The organism is Pseudomonas sp. BCRC 81390 (assembly GCF_030341915.1).
GTDB lineage: Bacteria > Pseudomonadota > Gammaproteobacteria > Pseudomonadales > Pseudomonadaceae > Aquipseudomonas.
This window is the reverse complement of record NZ_JATAAG010000069.1, coordinates 116,234-136,129: the sequence shown is the minus strand read 5'-3', so window position 1 is coordinate 136,129 and position 19,896 is coordinate 116,234. Positions and strand designations below refer to the sequence as shown.

Sequence of the window (19,896 nt, the reverse complement as noted above, 5' to 3'; positions counted from 1 at the left end):
CTCTCGTCCTTGTTATGGAGCCAGTGCCCCTGCCCGCAGCTGGCGCAGGCAGGGGCCGCCACTCAGCTGGCGGCTGCCGCGCAAGCGGCCTGGCCACCGGCGCTGGCCCGCTGTTGCAGCAGGTCGAGCACGCCGTCCCACAGTACCGTGCGGGCCACCAGGGCATCGGCGGCGCTTTTGGCCAGGGCCTGCTGTTGTGCCGGCTCGCTGACGATCTCGGTAATGATGCGTTTGGCTGCCGGGCCGTGATCGTCGCCGTCCATCTCGATGTGGCGCTTGAGGTAGTAGGTGAGCATCGGCACGCTGGTTTCATTGATGGCCCAGCGCTGCAGCAGGCCGGTGAACATGTCCGGGATAATGTCTTCGCGGCCGAAGAAGAAGTACGCCAGTACCTGCTCGGTCGAGCCATGCAGGGCTACGTCGAGGGTCTTGCTGACGAACACCTTGGCCGGCAACGGGATGTCGACGTTGGTCAGCGCCTGGGCCAGTGGCACGCCCGCTTGCAGCAGGGACTGGAACTGGCGGAACGGGCCGGTATCGGCACCAATTTCATCCATGGCGCTGAGGTACAGGTCGAGGTGGCTGATGAAGCCACCGTCGGGGTGTTCGTCGGTTTCCTCGCCGGTGACGATCTCGTTGATCAGCCGCGCGGCAATGATGTGCCGGGGTGGCAGCCAGGGCAGGCTGACGCAGGTCAGGTCGCGCTGGATGCGTTTGAGCAGCGTCATGAAGTCCCACACCGCGAAAACATGGTTTTCCATCAGCAGGCGCACGTCATCCAGTGTGCTGATGCGGGCGAACAGCGGGTGTGCCAGCAGGGTGCGACGTTCATTTTCAATCAGTTCATCTACGTCAAAAGACATACTCGGCTCCTTGAGTGTGGGGTGAGGCTGCGGGCGGATCACTGCCCTGAGCGGCCGGGTGGTGGCATTGCCTGCCAGGCACCGGCATAGGGGAAACGTGCCTTGCAGTAGCGCAAGGCGCCAAAGAAACGCGGTTCGAGCAGTGCCTGGCGGCCTTCATACCAGCCGCTGGCGAGCAACTGGCGATGCAGGCGCGGTAGCCGCCAGCACGGCACCCGCGGGTACAGGTGGTGCTCCAGGTGGTAGTTGGAACCCAGGTGCAGCAGGGTGCTCAGGCAGGCCGTACGCGAGCGGGCCACCGGCAGCTTAACGCTGGCCTCGAAGGCATGTTCCTGGTAGGCATTGAGGGCCGAAACCAGCAATGCCAGCAGCAGGCACCCGGCCACGGCGGGCAGCAGCAACGGCCACCGGCTTGCCAGCGCCAGCCACAGCGCCGGCCACAACAGCAGGCAGGCCAGGTTGACCCGGGCCAGCAGGCGGATTTGCTGGTCCGGCAGCGGCAGGGTGCCGCTGACCTTGGCGCCGGGCAGGGCCAGGCGCACGGTTTGCAACAGGTACCAGGCGGTAACATGCAGGCGCGACAGCAGCAACCGGGTGAGCGCCAGGCGATAGCGCCGCAGCAGGCGCCAGTCCGGGTCCTTGGGGCTGCCGTTGTAGCGATGATGCTGCCAGTGGTCGACGAAGTAGCCGGTGACGCAGAAGCCGGTGAGCATCGAACTCAGCAGCACCGCCAGCAGGCAGCTGTACAGGCGGTTGTCACTGAGGTTGAAGTGAAACCCCTCGTGGCCGAGGATGCCCTGCAGGAACAGGCCGTAGCCGGCCAGCACCAGCAGCGGCAGGGCCAGCGGCCATGCCTGGGGCGCCTGGCTGAGGATGGCCACCACCAGCGCCAGCGGTACGGCGAACAGCAGCAGCGCATAACCGACCACCAGGCTGGTTTCCAGTGCCGATGGCTTGAGCAGGCTGCGGTCCGGGCGCAGCGTGGGCTTGTCCAGTGCCAGTTGCGTCATCGGCCTGGCCTCAGTCGATCAGTTCAGGCTTGAGCGACAGCTGCCCGGCCTTGCTCAGGCTGCGCAGGCGCAGGCCGATGAAGGCATCCACCAGGCTCGGCAACCAGCGGGCGGTATACATGGCCACGCTGCCGAGGAAGGTCAGGCCGCGATTGCGCAGGCCGCGCTGAGTGCAGGCACGCACCAGGCCGTTGCTGGCGTCATCGAGCTTCTCTTCCAGCGACAGCAGCACGCGGTCGCCGCGCTTGAAACTGACCAGGCGCTTGACCGACAGGCCGACCCGTTCCGCCGGGTCGTGAATGGCGGTGTCGATGAACCCGGGGAACACCGTCACCACGTCCAGCTGCCCCGGGTACTGCATGCGCAGCACATCCGAGTAGGCGCTCATGGCGCGCTTGCTGGTGGCGTAGGCCGCGACGTAAGGCGCGTTCACCAGGGCGAACAGCGAGGACACGTTGACCACCTTGCCACCGGTGCGCAGCAGCGCCGGCAAGAACCGCGAGGTCAGTTGCCAGGGCGCCAGCAGGTTGACCTCCAAGGCGCGACGCACGTCTTCGGTAACCCCGGTCTCGCCGCGCTCGAGGGTCAGCACCCCGGCATTGTTGACCAGGATGTCGATGTCGCCGAAGCGCTCCAGGATCGAGGCGGCGGCCTCGTCCAGGCGTTCGCGGTCGCACAGGTCGAGCACGTAGTAGGCATCGAAATTCAATGCCGTGTGCGGCTCGAGCCGGTCGATGCCGATCACGGTCGCCCCCTGACGCTTGAGCTTGCGCGCGGTTTCCAGGCCCAGGCCACGTGCCGCGCCGGTAATGACGACGATCTTGTTGAGCAGTTTCACGGGGTGACTCCATTGGCAATGCTGAAGGTGGTGCCTTGCAGGTAGCGGTCGAGGTTGGCGGTCATGCTGAATCGCCCTGGCGGGTGGAACTGCAGGCCTCGGGTGCTGGCCAGCCAGTCGCAGCCCTGGTTCGAGCGGATGAAGGCCAGGCCACCGAGCATCTGGTGGGCCAGGTCGGAGGCGCTGGCCAGTTGTTGCTCGATGCCGTAGCGGACCAGCAGCAGGCGCGCCAGCAGGTCATCGGCGTCGTCTTGCAGCTGCTCCACTTCGTGGGCCAGGCCTTCCAGCGCGCTCAGGCACAGTTGCAACTGGCAGGCCAGCTGCACCCGCTGCTGGTCGCTCCAGCGGCGCTCGTCGACAGCCCGCTCCACCAGGCCCATGCAGGCCCCCAGGTAACTGGCGCTGATCAGCAGCTCGAACCAGATGAAGCCGATGGTCTGTACCTCGCCCAACTGCGACTTCAGCCCGGCGGAGAAGATCATCTTGTCGTTGACGTAGACATCCTCCAGGCGCAATTCCTGGCTTTGCGCCGCCGCCAGGGCGCTGTTGCCCCAGAACGGGTGGTGGCTGATGCCCGGTGCATTGGCAGGAATGAGCGCAATCATCAGTTCCTCGCCGTGCTCGCCGGCCCGGCTGAAGCTGGCGGTCAGCAGGTCCATCGAAGTGCTCAGGCTGCACGGTTGCTTGCTGCCGCTCAGACGCACGCCATCGGCCAGCTGTACGGCCTCCATGCCGGCATCGAGGATGCCGCCACCGGGCACGCCCTCGGCGAAGCCCGAGGCCAGCAGCAGACGCTGCTGGGCGATGGCCGACAACAGCAGGCCTTCGGCGCCGGCGCCATTGGCGGCAACCGCGACCAGGCTGGCCACGGAAAACTGATGCATGGTGCTGGCCACCGCCAGCGAGGGCGACAACGCCCCGAGGGCGAGCTGCACCTGCAGCGCTTCGCAGGCGCTGGCGCCCAGGCCACCGCCAGCCTCGGGTACCAGCAAGGCAACCGGGCCGCTGTGCTTGAACCAGTCCACCACCGGGCTGTCGGCGGCCTCGCGCTGCTCGAATGGCAGTTCCAGCAGCAGGCTGGCGAAGCCCGGGGCAAAGCGCTGCAGCGTTTGCCGGGCGTTGTTCAGGAGGGACAAGGGCATGGCATCACTCCTTGATCTGGCTGTTCGGGAACAGGCCATGGATGATGGCGCTGATATTGTCGCGAATTGCCTGCCGAGCCACCGGGTCGAGCATGTCGGCCAGCATCGGCAGGCCCAGGTCGAAGCAAGAGCGGAAGGCGATGCTGGCGCCGCCGTCGGTTTCGCTGACTTGCCACGAGCCGGAGAAGTGCTCGATGTCGCCAGCGGTCTGGCGGAAGTGGATGTGCAGGTTGTCACGGTCGAAGACATCGCGTTCCTGCCACTTGAGAATGCCGCTATGGAAATTCACCTCCCAGTGGCTCAGTACTTCGTGCTCGGCGATGGTCTCGATCTCGATGTTGCGCACCGACTCGCACAGCTGCGGGTAGACGCTGAAATTGCTGATGGCCGCGTAGACCTGCTGGGCGCTCTGGCTGGGAACATGGGCGTTCAGGCTGACTTCATTCATTTCGATGTCCTATTCGAAGGTGCAGGCAAGGGCGCGGGCGAAACCGCCCAGCAGCCATTCGACGTCGCTGTCGCTGTACAAGGCTGGCGGTGTCAGGCGGATTACCCGGTGATCGTTGAGCGAATGGTTGACCACGATGCGTTGGTCGATCAGGTGCATGACCATGTTGGCCGCCAGCCCGGCGTCGGCGAACTCCAGGCCCAGCAGCAGGCCCAAGCTGCGCAGCTGCACCTGGGCGCCACGCGGGTGCTGGCGCAGCAGTGCCTGCAGGCCTTGGCGCAGGCGCTGCCCCAGTGCCGCGGCACGGCTTACCAGTTGGTCGCGCTGCATCACGTCGAGGGTCGCCATTACTGCGGCCATGGCCAGCGGGTTGGCGCCAAAGGTGGAGGTGTGCATCAACGGGTTGCGGTTGAGCGGTGCCTGCATTTCGGCAGTGCAGACCATGGCGCTGACCGGTACGCAGCCACCGGACAGGCTTTTGCCGACCAGCAGGATGTCGGCCACCACACCCTCGTGGTCGCAGGCCCACCAGCGCCCTGTGCGGCCCATGCCGGACTGGATCTCGTCGGCGATCAGCACCGCCCCGTACTGGTCGCAGAGCTGGCGCACCTGCTGCAGGTAGCCGGGCTCTGGCACGATCACCCCCGCTTCGGCCTGGACCGGTTCGAGGATCACGCAGGCGCGGGCGGGCTGGGCTTGCAACCGGCGGCGCAGCGCTTCGGCATCGCCATAGGGCACGAAGTGGCTATCGCCCAGGCGCTCGGCGAACGGGGAGCGGTACAGTTCTCGTCCGGTGACCGCCAGCGAACCGAGGGTCTTGCCGTGGTAGCCGCCCTGGGTCGAGATCACCTGCTGGCAACCGTTGAGCCAGGCCAGCTTGAGCGCCGCCTCGGTGGCTTCGGTACCCGAGTTGCAGAAGTACACGTACTGCAGCGGGGCGGGGCATACCGCAGCCAGCGCTGCAGCGGCCTGGGCCTGGAACGGGTTGAGCAGCAGCTTGCTGGCCATCGGGTGGCTGTGCAGCTGGCGGCTGACCTGTTCGACCACCTGCGGGTGCGAATGGCCAAGCAAAAACACACCATAACCACCGGCATCCAGATAGCGGTTGCCGTCCATGTCGAACAGGTAGACGCCTTCGCCAGCCACCTCGATGGGCAGGTTCATCATTGACGCCAGGCGGGCATAGCCGGCATTGACATGGTCACGGTACTGCGCGCGCACGCGCTCGGCGTCCAGCCCTTCGGGCAAGGGAGTGAAGCTGTTCATCGTCTCAGGCCTCCATGGCCAGTTCGCCACGGCGCTCGCCGGCTACCGGAATCTTCAACATGCGCTGCATGGCCGAAAGCTTGGGCGACAGGCGCGCCAGGGTCAGGGCCAACTCCTGGCGTGGCGAACGGCGGGCCAGGCGCTGCGCCGGCAACAGTTGCTCCAGCGAGCTGGGCAGCGGCTGCAGCAGGCTGGCGTAGCGGCACAACTGGGTGGCGCGGCCAAGGGCGGCGCGGATGTTCTCTTCCAGGGCGGGCAGGAATACCGGGCGCACCAGACGCTCGTAAATGTCCGGGTTCATGCAGCGCGGGCGCTGAAAGGGCTTGCCCTGGTCCTGCATTTCCGCGCACATCAGGTCGAGCAGGGTACGGATATCCAGCGCCTGCGGGCCGTTGCTGAGGAAGTAGTCGTCACCGATCAGGCGTTGGTCCAGGGCGCTGGCGATGCCGGCCGCTGCCACATCGCGGGCGATCACATCGACCCGCCCGGCTTCCGGGCAAGGGATGATCGGCAGGTAGCCCGACATCATCAGCCCCATGGTCAGGTGGAAACCTTGCAGGATCGGCATGTGGCCGCTGTGACTGTCGCCGATGATGATCGACGGGCGGAAGATCGACACCGGTACGCCTGCCTCTCGTACCAGGGTTTCGGCCTGGCGCTTGACCTCTTCGTACGGGGTCGAAGGCATCACCCCGGGGTGATAGTCACACGGGTGGGTGAAGGCGGTGCTGATGTGATACAGCGGTACGTCGGCGTCGCGAACGAATTCCAGCACCTGCTCGGTGCCTTGGTAGTTGACCGAGAACACGGCTTCGGCGTGGCCATCCAGGCGGGTGATGGCTGCGCAGTGGATGACCCAGTCGACCCGCTTGGTCAGTGCCAGGTAATCCGCGGCGGACAGGCCCAGGCGCGGTTGGCAGATATCACCGCGCAGGGTCTCGACCCCAGGGTGGTTGATGCTGCTGCGGCGGGTCAGGCAGATCAGGTGATAGCGCTCGGCCAGTTGGTCGATCAGGGTATCGCCCAGTACACCGGCTCCGCCGGTGAGGAAAACGGTCAGCCGCGTGGGTCCTGACATTGGCTAGCACTCCTTGCTCGCTAAGGTTGATGAAGTGGCATGGCACCCGTCCGCCTGGCAGCCGTCTAGGAGCGCCGGGAGCGGAACGATTAAAAAAGCCGACTGTAGTTACACAGCCGGCAAGTGCCCCTGCGCCTGGTGGTGGAGACCCCGATTGGCGCGGGCTGGGGGGATAATGGCGTTTTACAACTGCTGATTCTTGAACGAATCGCTTGTATTGCGCAGCACCGCGGCAACGCGGCTCGGCGACATGCCAACCATGCGCCGCATCATGCGGGTGAGGTGGGCCTGGTCAGCGAAATCGCCTGCAATCGCGGCATCGCTGAGGCTGGCGCCGTTGGCCAGGGCATGGCAGGCCCGTTCAAGTTTGCGCCAGATGATCCATTGCGACAGCGGCACGCCCATTTGCCGCGTGGCGAAAAAGCGCAGGCGCGGGCTGGACAGGCCAACCGCACTGGCCGCACGCGATACCGCACCGATGCCGGCGCAGTCCTGGCGCAGCAGGTGCAGGGCGTTGGACAACCGCGGGTCGAAGCTGTCCAGCGGGACCAGCTTGAGCTCCAGTGCCCGGACCACGTCATTGAAGTTGGCCGCGTTTCGCACGCAATCGACAATATCGGGGCTGATCGCTGCCGTGCCGCTGTCGTCGAGCAGGGCCTTCAACGCACGGCCAAGAGGAGCGTCGGGGTAGAAGTAGAGAAAGGCAACACGGCCTGGGTTGGGCAGCGAGCGATGGTCGACAGAAGGCCCGATCAATACCCCTGGCGCGGTGAGGACGTGGTTGCCGAACTCCACCGTGATGTCGTAGCGCAGGCCGATGCACAGCTGAATGGCAACGTGGGCGTGGGCGGCAGTCTGGTCGGTCTTGCCGATATAGCCCAGCCAGTAATCACCGAAGGTTACGGCTCCATCCCATCTCATCGTGCATCCCTGAAACCTGTGCTAGATGGCCTGGCCGCGCCCGGGCCAGTATTCTGAAAGCGGCAGATGATAGCGTTATGGTATATCTTGGTCGACACAAAACGTAACGAAGCATCTTTTGCCTTCCTCAACGCCTTTTTGCCGCGTGCATGGCTGTGGAACTAATCCATGTCTGCCCGCTCTTATGCCGGTAGCCATGGGTCGGGGACGCCTGATAAGCTCGCGGCTTTACCCTGATTGCCCTTATGGCGCATGAACAAGGAAATCACATGAAACAGCATCGTTTGGCGGCTGCGGTTGCCCTGGTAGGCCTGGTACTGGCTGGCTGTGATCAACAGACCAGCAGCCCCGAGCTGAAGACTCCGGCGCAGAAAGCCTCCTACGGTATCGGCCTGAACATGGGCAAGAGCCTGGCTCAGGAAGGCATGGAAGACCTTGATTCGAAAGCAGTCGCCCTCGGCATCGAAGACGCCGTCGGCAAGAAAGAACAGCGTATCAAGGATGAAGAGCTGGTCGAGGCTTTCACCGCATTGCAAAAACGCGCAGAGGAACGCCTGACCAAGGCCAGCGAAGAAGCTGCTTCTGCCGGCAAGAAGTTCCTCGAGGAAAACGCCAAGAAGCCAGGCGTGGTCACCACGGCCTCGGGCTTGCAGTACGAAGTGGTCAAGAAGGCCGACGGCCCGCAGCCCAAGCCGACCGACGTGGTCACCGTCCACTATGAAGGCAAGCTGATCGATGGCAAGGTGTTCGACAGCTCCGTCGAGCGCGGCAGTCCGATCGACCTGCCGGTCAGCGGTGTGATCCCGGGTTGGGTCGAAGGCTTGCAACTGATGCACGTTGGCGAGAAGTACAAGCTGTTCATCCCGGCGGAACTGGCCTACGGCGCACAAAGCCCGAGCCCGCTGATCCCGGCCAATTCGGTACTGGTGTTCGACCTTGAACTGATCGCCATCAAGGACCCGGCCCAGCTGCAAGGCGCCGAGCCGGAAGCCGAGGCCCCGGCCGAAGCTCCAGCCGAGGCACCTGCCAAGTAACACTGGCTGGCCCATGCAAAACGCCCCGTCCCGACGGGGCGTTTTCGTTTGTGCCGGATGGTTGGACGAACCCGCAACTGCTGATACTGTCCGAGCAAATGCAGCGTGAAGAAGCCGGACGCTTCTGGCAAAAACGTTTGCGCTGCACGCATACGCAGGCTGTGAAACGACTGTGTAAAAAACGCCCGATCTGACCGGGGCCCTTGCCTGGCAGGCACCTGCGGTCGGAAACGTCGCCCTGTTCACAAGGTTATCCACAATAAATGTGGATAACCTTTCCGCTCCGGAGGCTACATGAGCGCACCCTGGAATTTCACCCGTTTCCTGCCCCTGGCCGAGCGCCTGCTCAGCCGTGGCCGGTTGCCGGCCCTGTTGTTCGCGGTGGCCCGCAAAGGCCCGCGCCTCGGCCAGCTGCGGGAGGATGTGAAGTTGTTGCAGTCGCTGTGCCTGGCCTGGTGGCGTGGCGAGTACCGCGCCATCAGCGCCAAGGCCCTGGTCACCATCGTCGCCGGCCTGTTGTATTTCGTCAGCCCCATCGATGCCATCCCAGACTGGTTGCTCGGTGTCGGCTTGCTCGACGACATCGCCGTGCTGGGTTGGGTGCTGAAGACCGTGGCCGACGAACTGGCGCGCTTCAAGGCCTGGCGCGACAGCCAGGCGCCCGAGCGGCTGCGCGTGGTCGAACGCCTGCCGACCACCCCGGAAGCCTTGCAGCTGGAGCGCAAGGCTTAGTGAAACCGGCCTGAGCGACACCTTGGTTGCAGCTCGACTGCACAGACCCCGGAGTTGGTCATATAATTGGCATAAGGGTTATGCCTACGGATTACATGCAGTAATCCTTACTGAGGGGTTTGTATGGGTATTCAGGTCATCAGCCGGGACGGTCAACCCGAGTACGCCGTGGTTCCCTGGGAGGACTACCAGGCGCTGCTCAAGGCAGCAGGGCAGGCGCCTGCCGAGGCGGCTGTGCGGGATGCGGGGAGCGCCGCTGCTAGCGCACCCTTGCCGGCATTCAGTGAGGTCGCACAGATTCGCCAGGCCAAGGGCATCGCACCTGAGCAACTGGCGCGCAACGTCGGGGTAAGCCCGGCTTACCTGGCCATGATCGAGGCAGGCGAACGCCAACCGGATGCCGCCATCCGCCGCGCCCTGGCCTGGCATCTGGGCGTGGCCGGCTGGAGCGAGCCATCATGAGCCAGGTCAGGATCAGCCGTCAGCACTGGGATAACCTGCTGGGCGAGCTTGACCTGGCCCGTCGTCAACGTCATTTGCTGACTTACCGTGCACTGATCGAGCGCTTGCAACTGCCCAGCCCGGCCATGCAGACACTGACCGCCGCGCTGGAGTACCTGGCGGTGCTGGATGCCCGTGCCGAGCAGCCACTGCGCAGCTCGCTGGTCATCAGCCAAGGTGCCAGCCGGTTACCGCGTACCGGCTTTTTCGAGTGCGTGGAGCGCCTGGGCCGTTTCTCCGGGCCGGTCGATGGCATGGAGGCGGCATCGTGGCATGCTTCCGAAGTTGTCCGGGTGTTCGAGTACAGCTATCCCGAAACGGCCTGATTGGTTACCTGTTCCGGCCGGGCGGGTACCCGCTGTGGGAGTGGGCTTGCCCGCGAAGCAGTCATTACCGGCAAGGTATGCCTGTGGATCAGCCCACAAGGCCTGCCTTCGGCATCCACCACTTCCAGGGCGTTGAGGTGCTGATGGCGACCAAACAATTCCAGCAGCTGCCCGATCGTGGCGTTCAGTTGCACCGTAGGCTGTGCGGCCAGCCTGACACTCGTCGACACCGGTAACGCCCGGCTTTCGCGCACACCCAACTCCTGCGGCCGCCCCAGCAGGTAGCCCTGCACCAGGTCCACACCCATCTCGACCAGCACCGCCAGTTCCTCCGCCAGCTCGATGCCTTCGGCAATCACCTGTGCCTTTGACGCCCGAGCAATCTGCAGGATCGAACCGACGAACTCGCGCTTGAGCGGGTCGCGGTGGATGCCGTCAATGAAGTGGCGGTCGATCTTGACGTATTCGGGGCGCAGTTCCGACCACAGGCGCAAGCTGGAATAGCCTGCCCCGAGGTCATCGATGGCAATCGAAAAGCCCATGTCGCGGTAATGGTGCAGGGCATTGGAAAGCAGCTGGAAGTCGTCGGTCGGGGTGTGTTCGGTCAGCTCGATGACCACGCGGCTGGGCGCCAGGCCGACCTGTTCGAGCAGTTTCAGGGTCTGGCCGGAGGGATAGTCCGGTTCCAGCAGCGACTCAGGCGAAACGTTGAGGAACAGCTGGCCCTGCAACTGCTGTTCACTGAACCGCCGGCAGGCGCTTTCCCGGCAGGCGGCCTCCAGTTCGGTCAGGCGCCCAGCCTGGCGGGCGATGGTAAACAGGTTCAGCGGAGCGTGCAGCGGGCTGTTGGACGGGCCGCGGCTCAGCGCTTCATGGCCGAACACCCGTTGTTCGCTCAGGCGCATGATCGGCTGGAACAGACTGTGAATGCTGCGTTGAGCCAGGATGGCACCCAAGGCACTGAGCTGTTCGACGACGGTCATGACGGATTCCTGAAAATGAAAGGGCCGGACGCTTGCACGCCCGGCCCCTCTATTTCACGACAGCGCGATGACTGTTTGATGACGGGTCACATTAATTTGCCATCATTGCTGCCGTTGTTACTTCTTGGCCACCTTGGTGCTTGCACTGAGGTAGTCGATCAGGATGCGACCGGTCTCCGCCAGGTAGGCGTCGTCTTCCGGCTTGGTGTTTTCATCCTCGGTCGGCAACGCGTCCTCATCCTCTTTTTTCAGCTCTTTCAGCGGCTCTTCACCCTTGGCCTTGCGGCGGATATTTTCCAGCGCCAGTTGCTTGGCCTCGATTTCATCATGGCGAGCGCGGCGGTCCTGCTCGTTGAGGCTGACGGTTTTCTCGTTCAGCAGCTTCTGGGTCAGGGCCAGGCGGTCGCGAATGTAGGTGAACTCCGCGTCCTTGTCGCTGCGCGCTTCATGCTGCGCCTTGAGCTGGGCAAGGAACGGCTTGAACGGGTCGGCCGCCGGCTTGACCACCGGGCGGATGGTATCCCACGGCATCGCTTCGGGCAGGGCGCTCTCGCCGATTTCCTTGGTGTCGATGATCGACGGGTAGTCGATGTCCGGCAGCACGCCCTGGTGCTGGGTGCTCTGCCCGGAAACCCGGTAGAACTTGGCCAGGGTCAGCTTCAGCTCGCCATGGTTGAGCGGCTGGATGGTTTGCACGGTGCCTTTGCCGAAGGTCTGGCCACCGATGATCAGGGCCCGGTGGTAGTCCTGCATGGCGCCAGCGAAGATCTCCGATGCCGAGGCCGACAGGCGGTTGACCAGCAGTGCTAGCGGGCCCTTGTAGAAGGCGCCAGGGTTTTCATCTTCCAGCACGTCGACGCGGCCGTCGCTGTTGCGCACCAGCACGGTCGGGCCTTTCTCGATGAACAGGCTGGTCAGTTCGGTGGCTTCCTGCAGCGAGCCGCCGCCGTTGTTGCGCAGGTCTATGACCACACCGTCGACTTTTTCCTTCTGCAGTTCGGTGAGCAGCTTCTTCACGTCACGCGTGGTGCTCTTGTACTCCGGGTCTCCGGCGCGGTAGGCCTTGAAGTCGAGGTAGAAGGCCGGGATCTCGATGATGCCCAGCTTGTAGTCACGCCCGTCCTGCTTGAGTTTGAGCACCGACTTCTTCGCCGCCTGCTCTTCGAGCTTCACCGCCTCGCGGGTGATCGACACGATCTTGCTGGTCTGGTCGCTAGGGGCGTTGCTGGCTGGAATGATCTCCAGGCGCACCACCGAACCTTTCGGGCCACGGATCAGCTTGACCACTTCGTCCAGGCGCCAGCCGACCACGTCGACCATTTCCTTGTTGCCCTGGGCCACGCCGATGATCTTGTCGGCCGGGGCCACCTGCTTGGTCTTGGCCGCCGGGCCTGCCGGCACCAGGCGCACGATCTTGACCTGGTCGTTGTCGCTTTGCAGCACCGCGCCGATGCCTTCGAGCGACAGGCTCATGTTGATGTCGAAGTTTTCCGCGTTGTCCGGCGACAGGTAGTTGGTGTGCGGGTCGTAGGACTGGGCGAAGGTGTTGATATAGGCCTGGAAGATATCCTCGGCACGGGTCTGGTCCAGGCGCGCCAGCTGGTTCTTGTAGCGCTTGGTCAGGGTTTCCTGGATCTGCTTGGGCTCTTTGCCGGCGATCTTCTGGCGCAGCACCTCGTCTTTCACCCGCTTGCGCCACAGCTCGTCGAGTGCGGCCTGGTCCTTCAGCCATGGGGCGTCCTTGCGGTCTATCAGCAAGGTTTCCTTGGCGCTGAAGTCGATCTTGTCCACGCCTTTGTCCAGCTCGGCCAGAGCGAAGTCCAGGCGTTGCTTGACGCGGTCCAGGTAGCGTTTGTAGATGGTGAAGCCCGGGTCCAGGTTGCCGCTCTTGAGGAAATCGTCGAATTGCGTTTTCCACTTGTCGAATTCGGCGATGTCGGCAGCGGTGAAGTAGCTGCGCGCCGGGTCCAGCAGCTTGATGTAGCTGTCATAGATGATGACCGAACGGGCGTCGTCCAGCGGCGGCTTGCTGTAGTGGTGGCGCTTGAGCAGTTCCACCACGTTGAGGCTGGCGACGATCTCGTCACGGTCAGGCTGCAGGCTGTCCCATTTGTTGGCGGCCGCCGCATTGCCGCCGAGCGTGAGGCTGCCCAGGCCGACAATCAGCGCCAGGGCGGTGCTTGGGAGGAAATGCTTCATGCTGATTCGACGTGGAGGCAATTGATCACGCATAGTAGGCCGTCTTTTCCGTTCGCCGGTTCCAAAAAACCGGACGCATACTGCAAAAAGCCTGGGACATAGCATTCCCAGGCTCGGTCATATGATTCAACTATGGAGGCACTGTGAAGGCATTGCAAGGCGTTGACGGACATGTGGCCTGGGTCGAGGCCGAACGCCCGGCCTGTGACGCGGGCCAAGTGCGCATTCGCGTAGCCGCAGCGGGGCTGAACCGCGCCGATCTGCTGCAGATGAAGGGCCTTTACCCGCCACCGCCAGGCGCCAGTCCCTACATGGGCCTGGAGTGCGCCGGGGTGGTCAGTGAGGTGGGGGCAGGCGCCGACTGGCGGGTGGGAGACCGGGTATGCGCGCTGCTGGCCAGCGGCGCCATGGCCGAAGAAGTGGTGGTGGATGCCCGCCACGTGCTGCCGGTACCCGAGGGCCTGAGCCTGCATGAAGCCGCAGCGTTGCCGGAGGTCTACGCCACCGCCTGGTTGAACATCTTCCAGCTTGGTCAGGTGAAGGCTGGCGAGAAGGTATTGGTGCACGCTGGCGCCAGTGGCGTTGGCTCGGCCGCCATCCAGTTGTGCAAGGCGTTCGGCAGCCCGGTGTGGGTCAGCGTCGGTTCGCGGGACCGCCTGGCCTATTGCGAGGCGCTGGGGGCTGCCGGTGGTGTGGTGCGCAACGAGAACCTGCAAGCACTGGAAGCTATCGGCCCGTTCGATGTGATTCTCGACCCGGTGGGGGCGAGCTACGGTGAGCTCAACCTCAAGCTACTGGCCCGTGATGGCCGCTGGGTGATCATCGGCCTGATGGGCGGACGCAAGTTCGAACTGGACTTGGCGCAGGTGCTGGGCAAGCGCCTGGAAATCACCGGGTCCACGCTGCGCAACCGCGATGACAGCTTCAAGGCAGAGCTGCTGCGCGAATTGCAGCAGCAGGTATGGCCGCTGTTTGCCGAAGGGCGCCTGTCGCCACAACTGGTCGATACCTACCCGGTGGAGTTCGCCCAGGCGGCGTATGCCGAGCTGGAGAGCAACCAAGTGTCGGGCAAGCTGGTGCTGGTGATCGACCCGAGCCTGGTGTAAGCAGGCCCGGCCCTTTCGCAGGCACGCCCGCTCCCACAGGCACCCCGGAATATTCAAGTTGTGGTGATTCCTGTGGGAGCGGGCGAGCCCGCGAAGAGGCCCACGCAAATCTTCAGGTCCAGCTCAGAATCGGCCAGCCATTGATCTCGGCATGCTCGCGCAACACCGCATCCGGATTCACCGCATGCGGGAAGTCCACTTTCAGCAACAACGGCAGGTCATTGCGCGAGTCGGAATAGAAACTCGCCCCTTCCAGGTTCTCCTGTTCCTGATCCAGCCACTCCAGCAGCCGGGTGATCTTGCCCTCGCGGTAGGTCAGCACCCCATGGGTCTGGCCGGTATACACCCCGTTCACCGCCTCCAGCTCGATCGCCAGGTACTCGTCCACGCCCAGCCGCGCCGCAATCGGCCCGACCAGATGGGTGCCTGAAGCCGAAATGATCAGGATGCGGTCCCCGCGCTTGCGGTGCTCGGCAATGCAGCGGCAGGCGTCGCCGTAGATGATCGGCTCGATCACCTCCTCGACCCACGGCTCGACCAGGTGCTGGACCTCTTCCAGGGTGCGCCCGGCAATCGGTTCCAGGCTGAAGGCCATGTACTCCTCCATCCTCAGGTGGCCTTTGCCGTAGGCCTCCATCAGCTCATGGTCGCGGCGCAGGAACTCCTTGCCGTCGACCCAGCCCAGCCGGGCCATCTGCTCGCTCCACAGCGTCGCGCAGTCGCCGTGGATCAAGGTTTCGTCCAGATCGAAAATTGCCAGTGCCATGGGTAACTCTCCTTAAGCCACTTCCCGTAGCGCCGTGGGGTCGATCGACAGGCTTACCCGCTGCCCGTCCGCGTGCAGGTCGGCCGCCGAACGGTTGAGCACGTCGACCACCAGCTCTACCTCACGCACGCGTACCCGGTAGCGGATCACGTTGCCCAGCAGGCTGTGGCTGCGCACTTCCGCGTCCAATGCGCCGTCGCGGCCCAGGGTGATCGATTCCGGGCGGATCGCCAGGCGGCTGGCCACCGGGCGCTGCAGCAGCCGGCTGGCACTGTCGGCGTCGAGCAGGTTGTAGTTGCCGATAAAACCGGCGGCAAACAGGTCCACCGGCGCGGTGTACAGGGTTTCGGCGTCGCCACTCTGGACGATACGCCCTTGGTTCATCAGGAAGATGCGGTCGGACATCGTCAGCGCTTCTTCCTGGTCGTGGGTGACAAAGATGGTGGTCAGGCCCAGTTCACGCTGGATGGCCCGAATCTGCTCACGCAAATGCTTGCGAATGCGCGCATCCAGCGCCGACAGCGGCTCGTCGAGCAGCAGCAGGCGTGGGCGGGTCACCAGCGAGCGGGCCAGGGCCACGCGCTGGCACTGGCCACCGGACAACTGGTGCGGGTAGCGCCCGGCGAAGTTGCCCAGCTCCACCAGGTCCAGTGCTTCACGCACACGCTGCTGGCTTTCATCGGCCTTGACCTTCTGCATGCGCAGGCCGAAGGCCACGTTCTGCTCCACGGTCATGTTGGGGAACAGTGCGTAGCTCTGGAACACCATGCCGATGCCGCGCTTTTGCGGGCTCAGCGGCACGATGTCGTGGCCGTCGAGCAGGATCTGCCCGCTGTCCACCGGGGTCAGCCCGGCGATGCAGCGCAGCAGCGTGGACTTGCCGCAGCCGGACGGGCCAAGCAGGGTGACGAATTCGCCGCGCTCGATGTGGCAGTCGATGTTCTCGAACACCGGGCTGCCGGCGTAGCTCTTGTGCAGTTTCTGTACGCTGACGAAGCTCATGTCAGGTCTTGTCCTTGTTCAGGCGGTTGGCGACCCAGGTCAGTACCAGCACGAAGGCAAAGTACGAGATCACCAGTGCGCTGTTGAAGTGGCCGCTGCTGTTACGCATGTTGTTCAGGTACACCTGCAAGGTCTCGTAGCGGGTGCCGACCAGCAGGTTGGCGAACACGAATTCGCCGAACAGGAATGAGAACGACAGCAGCAGGGCTACCATCAGGCCCTTGCGCAGGTTCGGCAGCACCACCAGCAGCGCCGCCTGCCAGGTGCTGGCACCGAGCAGTTGGGCGGCGTCCATCAGGTCGCGCAGGTTGATCGCCTGCAGGTTGTTGGTGATGGCCCGGTACATGAACGGCAGGGCGATGGTGAAATAACAGCCGATCAGGATCCACGGGGTACCGACCATCGCCATGGGCCCGCTGCCGTAGAGCTGCAGCAGCCCTACCGAGGACACCACCGGCGGTACCGCGAATGGTAGCAGGATGAGGATGTTCATCAGCGCGTCGAGCCTGGGGAAGTGGTAGTGCACCACGAACAGCAGCGGCAGGATCAGCACCACCGACAGCAGCAGGGCGCCCACGCACACCAGCAATGATTGGGCAAAGGCGGCCAGGAAGCGCGGCTCGCTCCACAGCGCGAGGTACCATTTGAAGGTCAGCCCGCTGGGCAGCAGGCTGGCTGACCAGCTGGTGGCCAGCGAATAAAGCAGGGTGCCAGCCAGTGGCAACAGCAGGATGAGGAACAACAGGTAGACCACGGCGCGGTGGTACCAGCCGGCAGAACGCGTGTCAGCGCGCATGGTAGCTCCTTTTCAGCAGCCATTGATGCACTACCGTGACCAGCGTCATCAGCCCCACCAGGACCATGGCCAGGGCGCTGGCCAGGTTGGGGTCGAGGCTGATGTCACCGGCCACCAGGCCAGCGATGCGGATCGGCAGCACGTTGAAGTTGCCGGTGGTCAACGCGTACACGGTGGCGTAGGCACCGAGGGCATTGGCCAGCAGGATGACGAAGGTGCCCAGCAGTGCCGGGGTCAGCACCGGCAGGCCGATGTGCCGCCAGAATTGCCAGTGGCTGGCGCCCAGCAGTGCGGCCGACTCGCGCCAGTCTTCACGCAGGGCGTCGAACGCCGGGTACAGCAGCAGCACGCCGAGCGGGATCTGGAAGTAGGTGTACACCAGGATCAGCCCGCTTTTGGAGTAGATGCTGAAGTCTTCCAGCAGGCCGGCCTGCTTCAGCAGCAGGGTCAGCGCACCGTTGAAGCCGAGCAGGATGATGAAGGCGAAGGCCAGCGGCACCCCGGCGAAGTTGCTGGTCATGTTGGCGAAGGCGCTGACGAAGTCGCGCAGCCTCGAGTCCACCTGGCGCAGCGAGTAGGCGCCGAGGGTGGCAATGACGATGCCGAACAGGCTCGACCAGAAGCTGATCTCCAGGCTGCGTTGCAGGGCCTGCAGATAGAACTTCGAGGCGAATACCTTGCTGAAGTTGGCTACGCCCCAGCCTGCTTCCGATTGCAGGCTGTTGATCGCTACCCAGGCCAGCGGGGCGATCTGGAAAATGACGAAGAACACGGCGAACGGTAGCAGGCAGAGCAGGGCCAGGTAGCGGCCATGGTTGCTGCTGCGCTTGGCTTTGGTCACTTCAGCAGCTCCCGGCAGACGCTCTTGTCATGCGCCGCGCCAAGCAGCTCGCAGATGGTCCCGCACAGCTCGGTCTGCAGCGGCTTGGCCGCCGGGTCCAGGCTGAAGGCATCGCCGAAGACAAACAGCGGTACTTCGCGCTCTTCTGCGAGCAGGCCATTGTGCGAGCGGTCGTTGTTCATGCCGTGGTCGGCGGTGACCAGCACCTGGTAGCCCTCTGCGAGCCAGCCTGGCAGGTAGTCGGCCAGCAGAATGTCTGCGCTGCGTGCGGCGTTGCGGTACTGGCTGCTGTCCAGGCCGTGATGGTGGCCGACATCGTCGATGCTCATGGGGTGCACCAGCAGGAAATTGGGGGTATGGCGGCGGCGCAGGTATTCGCCATCGGCCAGCAGGTGCGAATCGGGATAACGGTCATCCCAGTAGAACAGCCCATGCTGGATCGGCAGCTTGGGTGCGTGGGTGTGGCGGTCGCGTTGCGCGTCGAAGGGTGAGCGGTTGTACAGCTCGCTGATCCAGTGGTAGGCCGCCGCGGCAGTGCTCAGGTTGGCTTCGCGGGCGTAGTGGAACACGCTGCGCTGGCTGGACAGGCGGCTGACCTTGTTGTGCACGATGCCGCTGTCGATTGGCGGCACACCGGTGAGAATGCACTCGTACAGCGGCCGAGACAGTGATGGCAGCTCGCATTCCACGCGGTACAGCGCGGCGCGGTCAGCTTCGACATAGGCATGCAGGTGGCCCATGGCATGGTGGGCGACCTGATAGTTGAGGCCGTCGAGCAGGACCAGGATGACGTTGTGGCTCATTCAATACTCCGCAAAGGAACCGGGGAGGGCTTCGCCCTCCTTTCGCGGCACGAGGCCGCTCCTACAGGGACAGCGCAAACCTCCAGGGCGACGCAGGCCCTGTGGGAGCGGCCTTGCGTCGCGATCGGCTGCGCAGCAGCCCCAGGATGGTCCTGCCTTACTCCATCTCGATGATCACCTGCTCCTGCCACATCTGCGGCAGCTTCTTCGAGGTTGCCTCCCAGGCTTCGGCATTCTTGATCGGCTGCGCCGCCTGGTACTGCTCGTTGGGCAGCAGCTTGGCCTGGACATCGTCGGGCAGCTTCAGGTGCTCGGCACGGATCGGCCGCGCATGCCCTTTGGCCAGGTTGATCTGCCCGGCATCGCTGAAGATGTACTCACGCGTCAGCTTGGCCGCGTTCGGGTGCTTGGCGTACTTGTTGATGATGGTGGTGTAGCCGGAGATTACCGAGCCGTCCGATGGGATCAGCACTTCGAAGCGCTTGGGGTCGATCTGTTCGCGGTAGCTCAGGCCGTTGAAGTCCCACACCACGCCAACCTCCACCTCGCCCTTTTCCAGTGTCTGGATGGTCGGGTTGGCCAGCGACAGGCGCTTCTGCTGGGCCAGTTTGGTGAACAGCTGCAGGCCCGGCGCCACGTTGCTCTCGTCGCCCTTGTAGGCGATGGCCGCAGCGAGCACGCCGTTGGCGGCCTGGGCGGCGGTACCGACATCGCCGATGGCGACCTTGTACTTGCCTTTTTCCAGGTCATGCCAGGTTTTCGGGCGCTCGCTTTCCTTGACCAGGTCCTTGTTGATGATGAACGCGATGGTGCCGGTATAGGCCAGCGCCCAGTGACCGTCCTTGTCCTTGGCCCACTCTGGTACCTGGTCCCAGGTGCTGGGTTTGTAAGGCTGGCTCACACCCTTGGTCACGGCGATCGGGCCGAACGCGGCGCCTACGTCGCCGATGTCGGCGCTGGCGTTGTCCTTCTCGGCGTCGAACTTGGCGATTTCCTGGGCCGAGCTCATGTCGGTGTCGCTGTGCTTGAGCCCGTACTTGCTGGCCAGGTCTTCCCAGGTGCCTTTCCAGTTGGCCCAGGCATCGGGCATGCCCACGCTGTTGACGTTACCTTCCTTGCGGGCCGCGTCTTCCAGGGCCTTGAGGTCGGTACCGGCGGCCATGGCCGTGGTGCACAGGGCGATGGCCGAACCGAGCAGTGACGCCATGAAGAACTTTTTCATCCGAAGCTCCTTTGGGTGA

The 19,896-nt window shown here is 64.1% G+C and carries 21 protein-coding genes; 5 read left to right on the top strand and 16 right to left on the bottom strand.

Annotated features, from left to right (window positions below):
* Positions 1–62: 62 nt before the first annotated feature.
* The 8 genes from QSV36_RS22030 to QSV36_RS21995 form a co-directional block, all read right to left on the bottom strand.
* Positions 63–863 carry a DUF3050 domain-containing protein gene (locus tag QSV36_RS22030; protein WP_289134447.1) on the bottom strand — a complete coding sequence of 267 codons (801 nt, stop codon included), beginning with the start codon at positions 861–863 and terminating at the stop codon, positions 63–65.
* Positions 864–901: 38 nt separating this feature from the next.
* Entirely contained in the window at positions 902–1,873 is a 972-nt protein-coding gene (locus tag QSV36_RS22025) for a fatty acid desaturase (RefSeq protein WP_289134445.1), read from the bottom strand.
* A 10-nt stretch (positions 1,874–1,883) separates the two neighbouring features.
* Complete coding sequence (locus QSV36_RS22020) at positions 1,884–2,711, bottom strand: SDR family NAD(P)-dependent oxidoreductase (protein WP_289134443.1); 828 nt, start codon at positions 2,709–2,711, stop codon at positions 1,884–1,886.
* The gene (locus QSV36_RS22015) at positions 2,708–3,853 is read right to left on the bottom strand and encodes an acyl-CoA dehydrogenase family protein (protein ID WP_289134441.1); all 1,146 of its coding nucleotides are present in this window, start codon (positions 3,851–3,853) and stop codon (positions 2,708–2,710) included. Before QSV36_RS22015 ends, QSV36_RS22020 begins: the two co-directional genes overlap by 4 nt.
* 4 nt (positions 3,854–3,857) lie before the next feature.
* Positions 3,858–4,301, bottom strand: coding sequence for a type II toxin-antitoxin system RatA family toxin (locus tag QSV36_RS22010; protein WP_225776722.1), 444 nt, complete (start codon positions 4,299–4,301; stop codon positions 3,858–3,860).
* A 9-nt stretch (positions 4,302–4,310) separates the two neighbouring features.
* A complete protein-coding gene (locus QSV36_RS22005; RefSeq protein ID WP_289134437.1) occupies positions 4,311–5,567 on the bottom strand; it encodes an aspartate aminotransferase family protein in 1,257 nt (418 codons plus the stop codon).
* Positions 5,568–5,571: 4 nt separating this feature from the next.
* Positions 5,572–6,645, bottom strand: coding sequence for an SDR family oxidoreductase (locus tag QSV36_RS22000; RefSeq protein ID WP_289134436.1), 1,074 nt, complete (start codon positions 6,643–6,645; stop codon positions 5,572–5,574).
* Between the two features lie 183 nt (positions 6,646–6,828).
* Positions 6,829–7,566 (bottom strand): helix-turn-helix domain-containing protein, encoded by a 738-nt coding sequence (locus QSV36_RS21995; protein ID WP_289134434.1) that lies wholly within the window; start codon positions 7,564–7,566, stop codon positions 6,829–6,831.
* A 269-nt stretch (positions 7,567–7,835) separates the two neighbouring features.
* Between QSV36_RS21995 and bamJ the strand changes: the two genes are divergently transcribed.
* The 4 genes from bamJ to QSV36_RS21975 all read left to right on the top strand — a co-directional run bounded on the left by bamJ (position 7,836) and on the right by QSV36_RS21975 (position 10,159).
* The gene (gene bamJ / locus QSV36_RS21990) at positions 7,836–8,600 is read left to right on the top strand and encodes a BamJ family beta-barrel-assembly machinery protein (protein WP_225776726.1); all 765 of its coding nucleotides are present in this window, start codon (positions 7,836–7,838) and stop codon (positions 8,598–8,600) included.
* A gap of 294 nt (positions 8,601–8,894) precedes the next feature.
* Positions 8,895–9,332, top strand: coding sequence for a YkvA family protein (locus QSV36_RS21985; protein ID WP_289134432.1), 438 nt, complete (start codon positions 8,895–8,897; stop codon positions 9,330–9,332).
* Between the two features lie 123 nt (positions 9,333–9,455).
* Entirely contained in the window at positions 9,456–9,794 is a 339-nt protein-coding gene (locus QSV36_RS21980; RefSeq protein WP_289134430.1) for a helix-turn-helix domain-containing protein, read from the top strand.
* Positions 9,791–10,159, top strand: coding sequence for a hypothetical protein (locus tag QSV36_RS21975; protein ID WP_013971408.1), 369 nt, complete (start codon positions 9,791–9,793; stop codon positions 10,157–10,159). Before QSV36_RS21980 ends, QSV36_RS21975 begins: the two co-directional genes overlap by 4 nt.
* On the opposite strand, the gene QSV36_RS21970 is transcribed toward QSV36_RS21975, so the two are convergent.
* Together QSV36_RS21970 and QSV36_RS21965 are read right to left on the bottom strand one after the other, a co-directional pair.
* Entirely contained in the window at positions 10,141–11,142 is a 1,002-nt protein-coding gene (locus QSV36_RS21970; protein WP_289134428.1) for an EAL domain-containing protein, read from the bottom strand. The two genes, QSV36_RS21975 and QSV36_RS21970, sit on opposite strands and share 19 nt — an antisense overlap.
* Before the next feature lie 117 nt (positions 11,143–11,259).
* A complete protein-coding gene (locus QSV36_RS21965) occupies positions 11,260–13,341 on the bottom strand; it encodes a carboxy terminal-processing peptidase (protein WP_289134426.1) in 2,082 nt (693 codons plus the stop codon).
* A 143-nt stretch (positions 13,342–13,484) separates the two neighbouring features.
* Here QSV36_RS21965 and QSV36_RS21960 point away from each other — a divergent pair, with 143 nt between their 5' ends.
* Entirely contained in the window at positions 13,485–14,447 is a 963-nt protein-coding gene (locus tag QSV36_RS21960; protein WP_289134424.1) for an NAD(P)H-quinone oxidoreductase, read from the top strand.
* A gap of 112 nt (positions 14,448–14,559) precedes the next feature.
* Here QSV36_RS21960 and QSV36_RS21955 read toward each other — a convergent pair whose 3' ends face one another.
* The 6 genes from QSV36_RS21955 to QSV36_RS21930 form a co-directional block, all read right to left on the bottom strand.
* The gene (locus QSV36_RS21955; protein ID WP_289134422.1) at positions 14,560–15,213 is read right to left on the bottom strand and encodes an HAD family hydrolase; all 654 of its coding nucleotides are present in this window, start codon (positions 15,211–15,213) and stop codon (positions 14,560–14,562) included.
* Between the two features lie 12 nt (positions 15,214–15,225).
* A complete protein-coding gene (locus QSV36_RS21950) occupies positions 15,226–16,215 on the bottom strand; it encodes an ABC transporter ATP-binding protein (protein WP_289134420.1) in 990 nt (329 codons plus the stop codon).
* A 1-nt stretch (position 16,216) separates the two neighbouring features.
* Entirely contained in the window at positions 16,217–17,011 is a 795-nt protein-coding gene (locus tag QSV36_RS21945) for an ABC transporter permease (protein WP_289134418.1), read from the bottom strand.
* The gene (locus QSV36_RS21940; RefSeq protein WP_289134416.1) at positions 17,001–17,852 is read right to left on the bottom strand and encodes an ABC transporter permease; all 852 of its coding nucleotides are present in this window, start codon (positions 17,850–17,852) and stop codon (positions 17,001–17,003) included. Before QSV36_RS21940 ends, QSV36_RS21945 begins: the two co-directional genes overlap by 11 nt.
* Positions 17,849–18,655 (bottom strand): alkaline phosphatase family protein, encoded by an 807-nt coding sequence (locus QSV36_RS21935; protein ID WP_289134414.1) that lies wholly within the window; start codon positions 18,653–18,655, stop codon positions 17,849–17,851. Before QSV36_RS21935 ends, QSV36_RS21940 begins: the two co-directional genes overlap by 4 nt.
* A gap of 157 nt (positions 18,656–18,812) precedes the next feature.
* Positions 18,813–19,877 (bottom strand): ABC transporter substrate-binding protein, encoded by a 1,065-nt coding sequence (locus QSV36_RS21930; RefSeq protein ID WP_289134412.1) that lies wholly within the window; start codon positions 19,875–19,877, stop codon positions 18,813–18,815.
* Between the last annotated feature and the right edge of the window lie 19 nt (positions 19,878–19,896).

Coding starts and splice junctions, on each gene's coding strand:
- QSV36_RS22030 (WP_289134447.1), bottom strand. CDS start 863: ATGTCTTTTGACGTAGATGAACTGATTGAAAATGAACGTCGCACCCTG.
- QSV36_RS22025 (WP_289134445.1), bottom strand. CDS start 1,873: ATGACGCAACTGGCACTGGACAAGCCCACGCTGCGCCCGGACCGCAGC.
- QSV36_RS22015 (WP_289134441.1), bottom strand. CDS start 3,853: ATGCCCTTGTCCCTCCTGAACAACGCCCGGCAAACGCTGCAGCGCTTT.
- QSV36_RS22010 (WP_225776722.1), bottom strand. CDS start 4,301: ATGAATGAAGTCAGCCTGAACGCCCATGTTCCCAGCCAGAGCGCCCAG.
- QSV36_RS22005 (WP_289134437.1), bottom strand. CDS start 5,567: ATGAACAGCTTCACTCCCTTGCCCGAAGGGCTGGACGCCGAGCGCGTG.
- QSV36_RS22000 (WP_289134436.1), bottom strand. CDS start 6,645: ATGTCAGGACCCACGCGGCTGACCGTTTTCCTCACCGGCGGAGCCGGT.
- QSV36_RS21995 (WP_289134434.1), bottom strand. CDS start 7,566: ATGAGATGGGATGGAGCCGTAACCTTCGGTGATTACTGGCTGGGCTAT.
- bamJ (WP_225776726.1), top strand. CDS start 7,836: ATGAAACAGCATCGTTTGGCGGCTGCGGTTGCCCTGGTAGGCCTGGTA.
- QSV36_RS21985 (WP_289134432.1), top strand. CDS start 8,895: ATGAGCGCACCCTGGAATTTCACCCGTTTCCTGCCCCTGGCCGAGCGC.
- QSV36_RS21980 (WP_289134430.1), top strand. CDS start 9,456: ATGGGTATTCAGGTCATCAGCCGGGACGGTCAACCCGAGTACGCCGTG.
- QSV36_RS21975 (WP_013971408.1), top strand. CDS start 9,791: ATGAGCCAGGTCAGGATCAGCCGTCAGCACTGGGATAACCTGCTGGGC.
- QSV36_RS21970 (WP_289134428.1), bottom strand. CDS start 11,142: ATGACCGTCGTCGAACAGCTCAGTGCCTTGGGTGCCATCCTGGCTCAA.
- QSV36_RS21965 (WP_289134426.1), bottom strand. CDS start 13,341: ATGAAGCATTTCCTCCCAAGCACCGCCCTGGCGCTGATTGTCGGCCTG.
- QSV36_RS21955 (WP_289134422.1), bottom strand. CDS start 15,213: ATGGCACTGGCAATTTTCGATCTGGACGAAACCTTGATCCACGGCGAC.
- QSV36_RS21950 (WP_289134420.1), bottom strand. CDS start 16,215: ATGAGCTTCGTCAGCGTACAGAAACTGCACAAGAGCTACGCCGGCAGC.
- QSV36_RS21945 (WP_289134418.1), bottom strand. CDS start 17,011: ATGCGCGCTGACACGCGTTCTGCCGGCTGGTACCACCGCGCCGTGGTC.
- QSV36_RS21935 (WP_289134414.1), bottom strand. CDS start 18,655: ATGAGCCACAACGTCATCCTGGTCCTGCTCGACGGCCTCAACTATCAG.
- QSV36_RS21930 (WP_289134412.1), bottom strand. CDS start 19,877: ATGAAAAAGTTCTTCATGGCGTCACTGCTCGGTTCGGCCATCGCCCTG.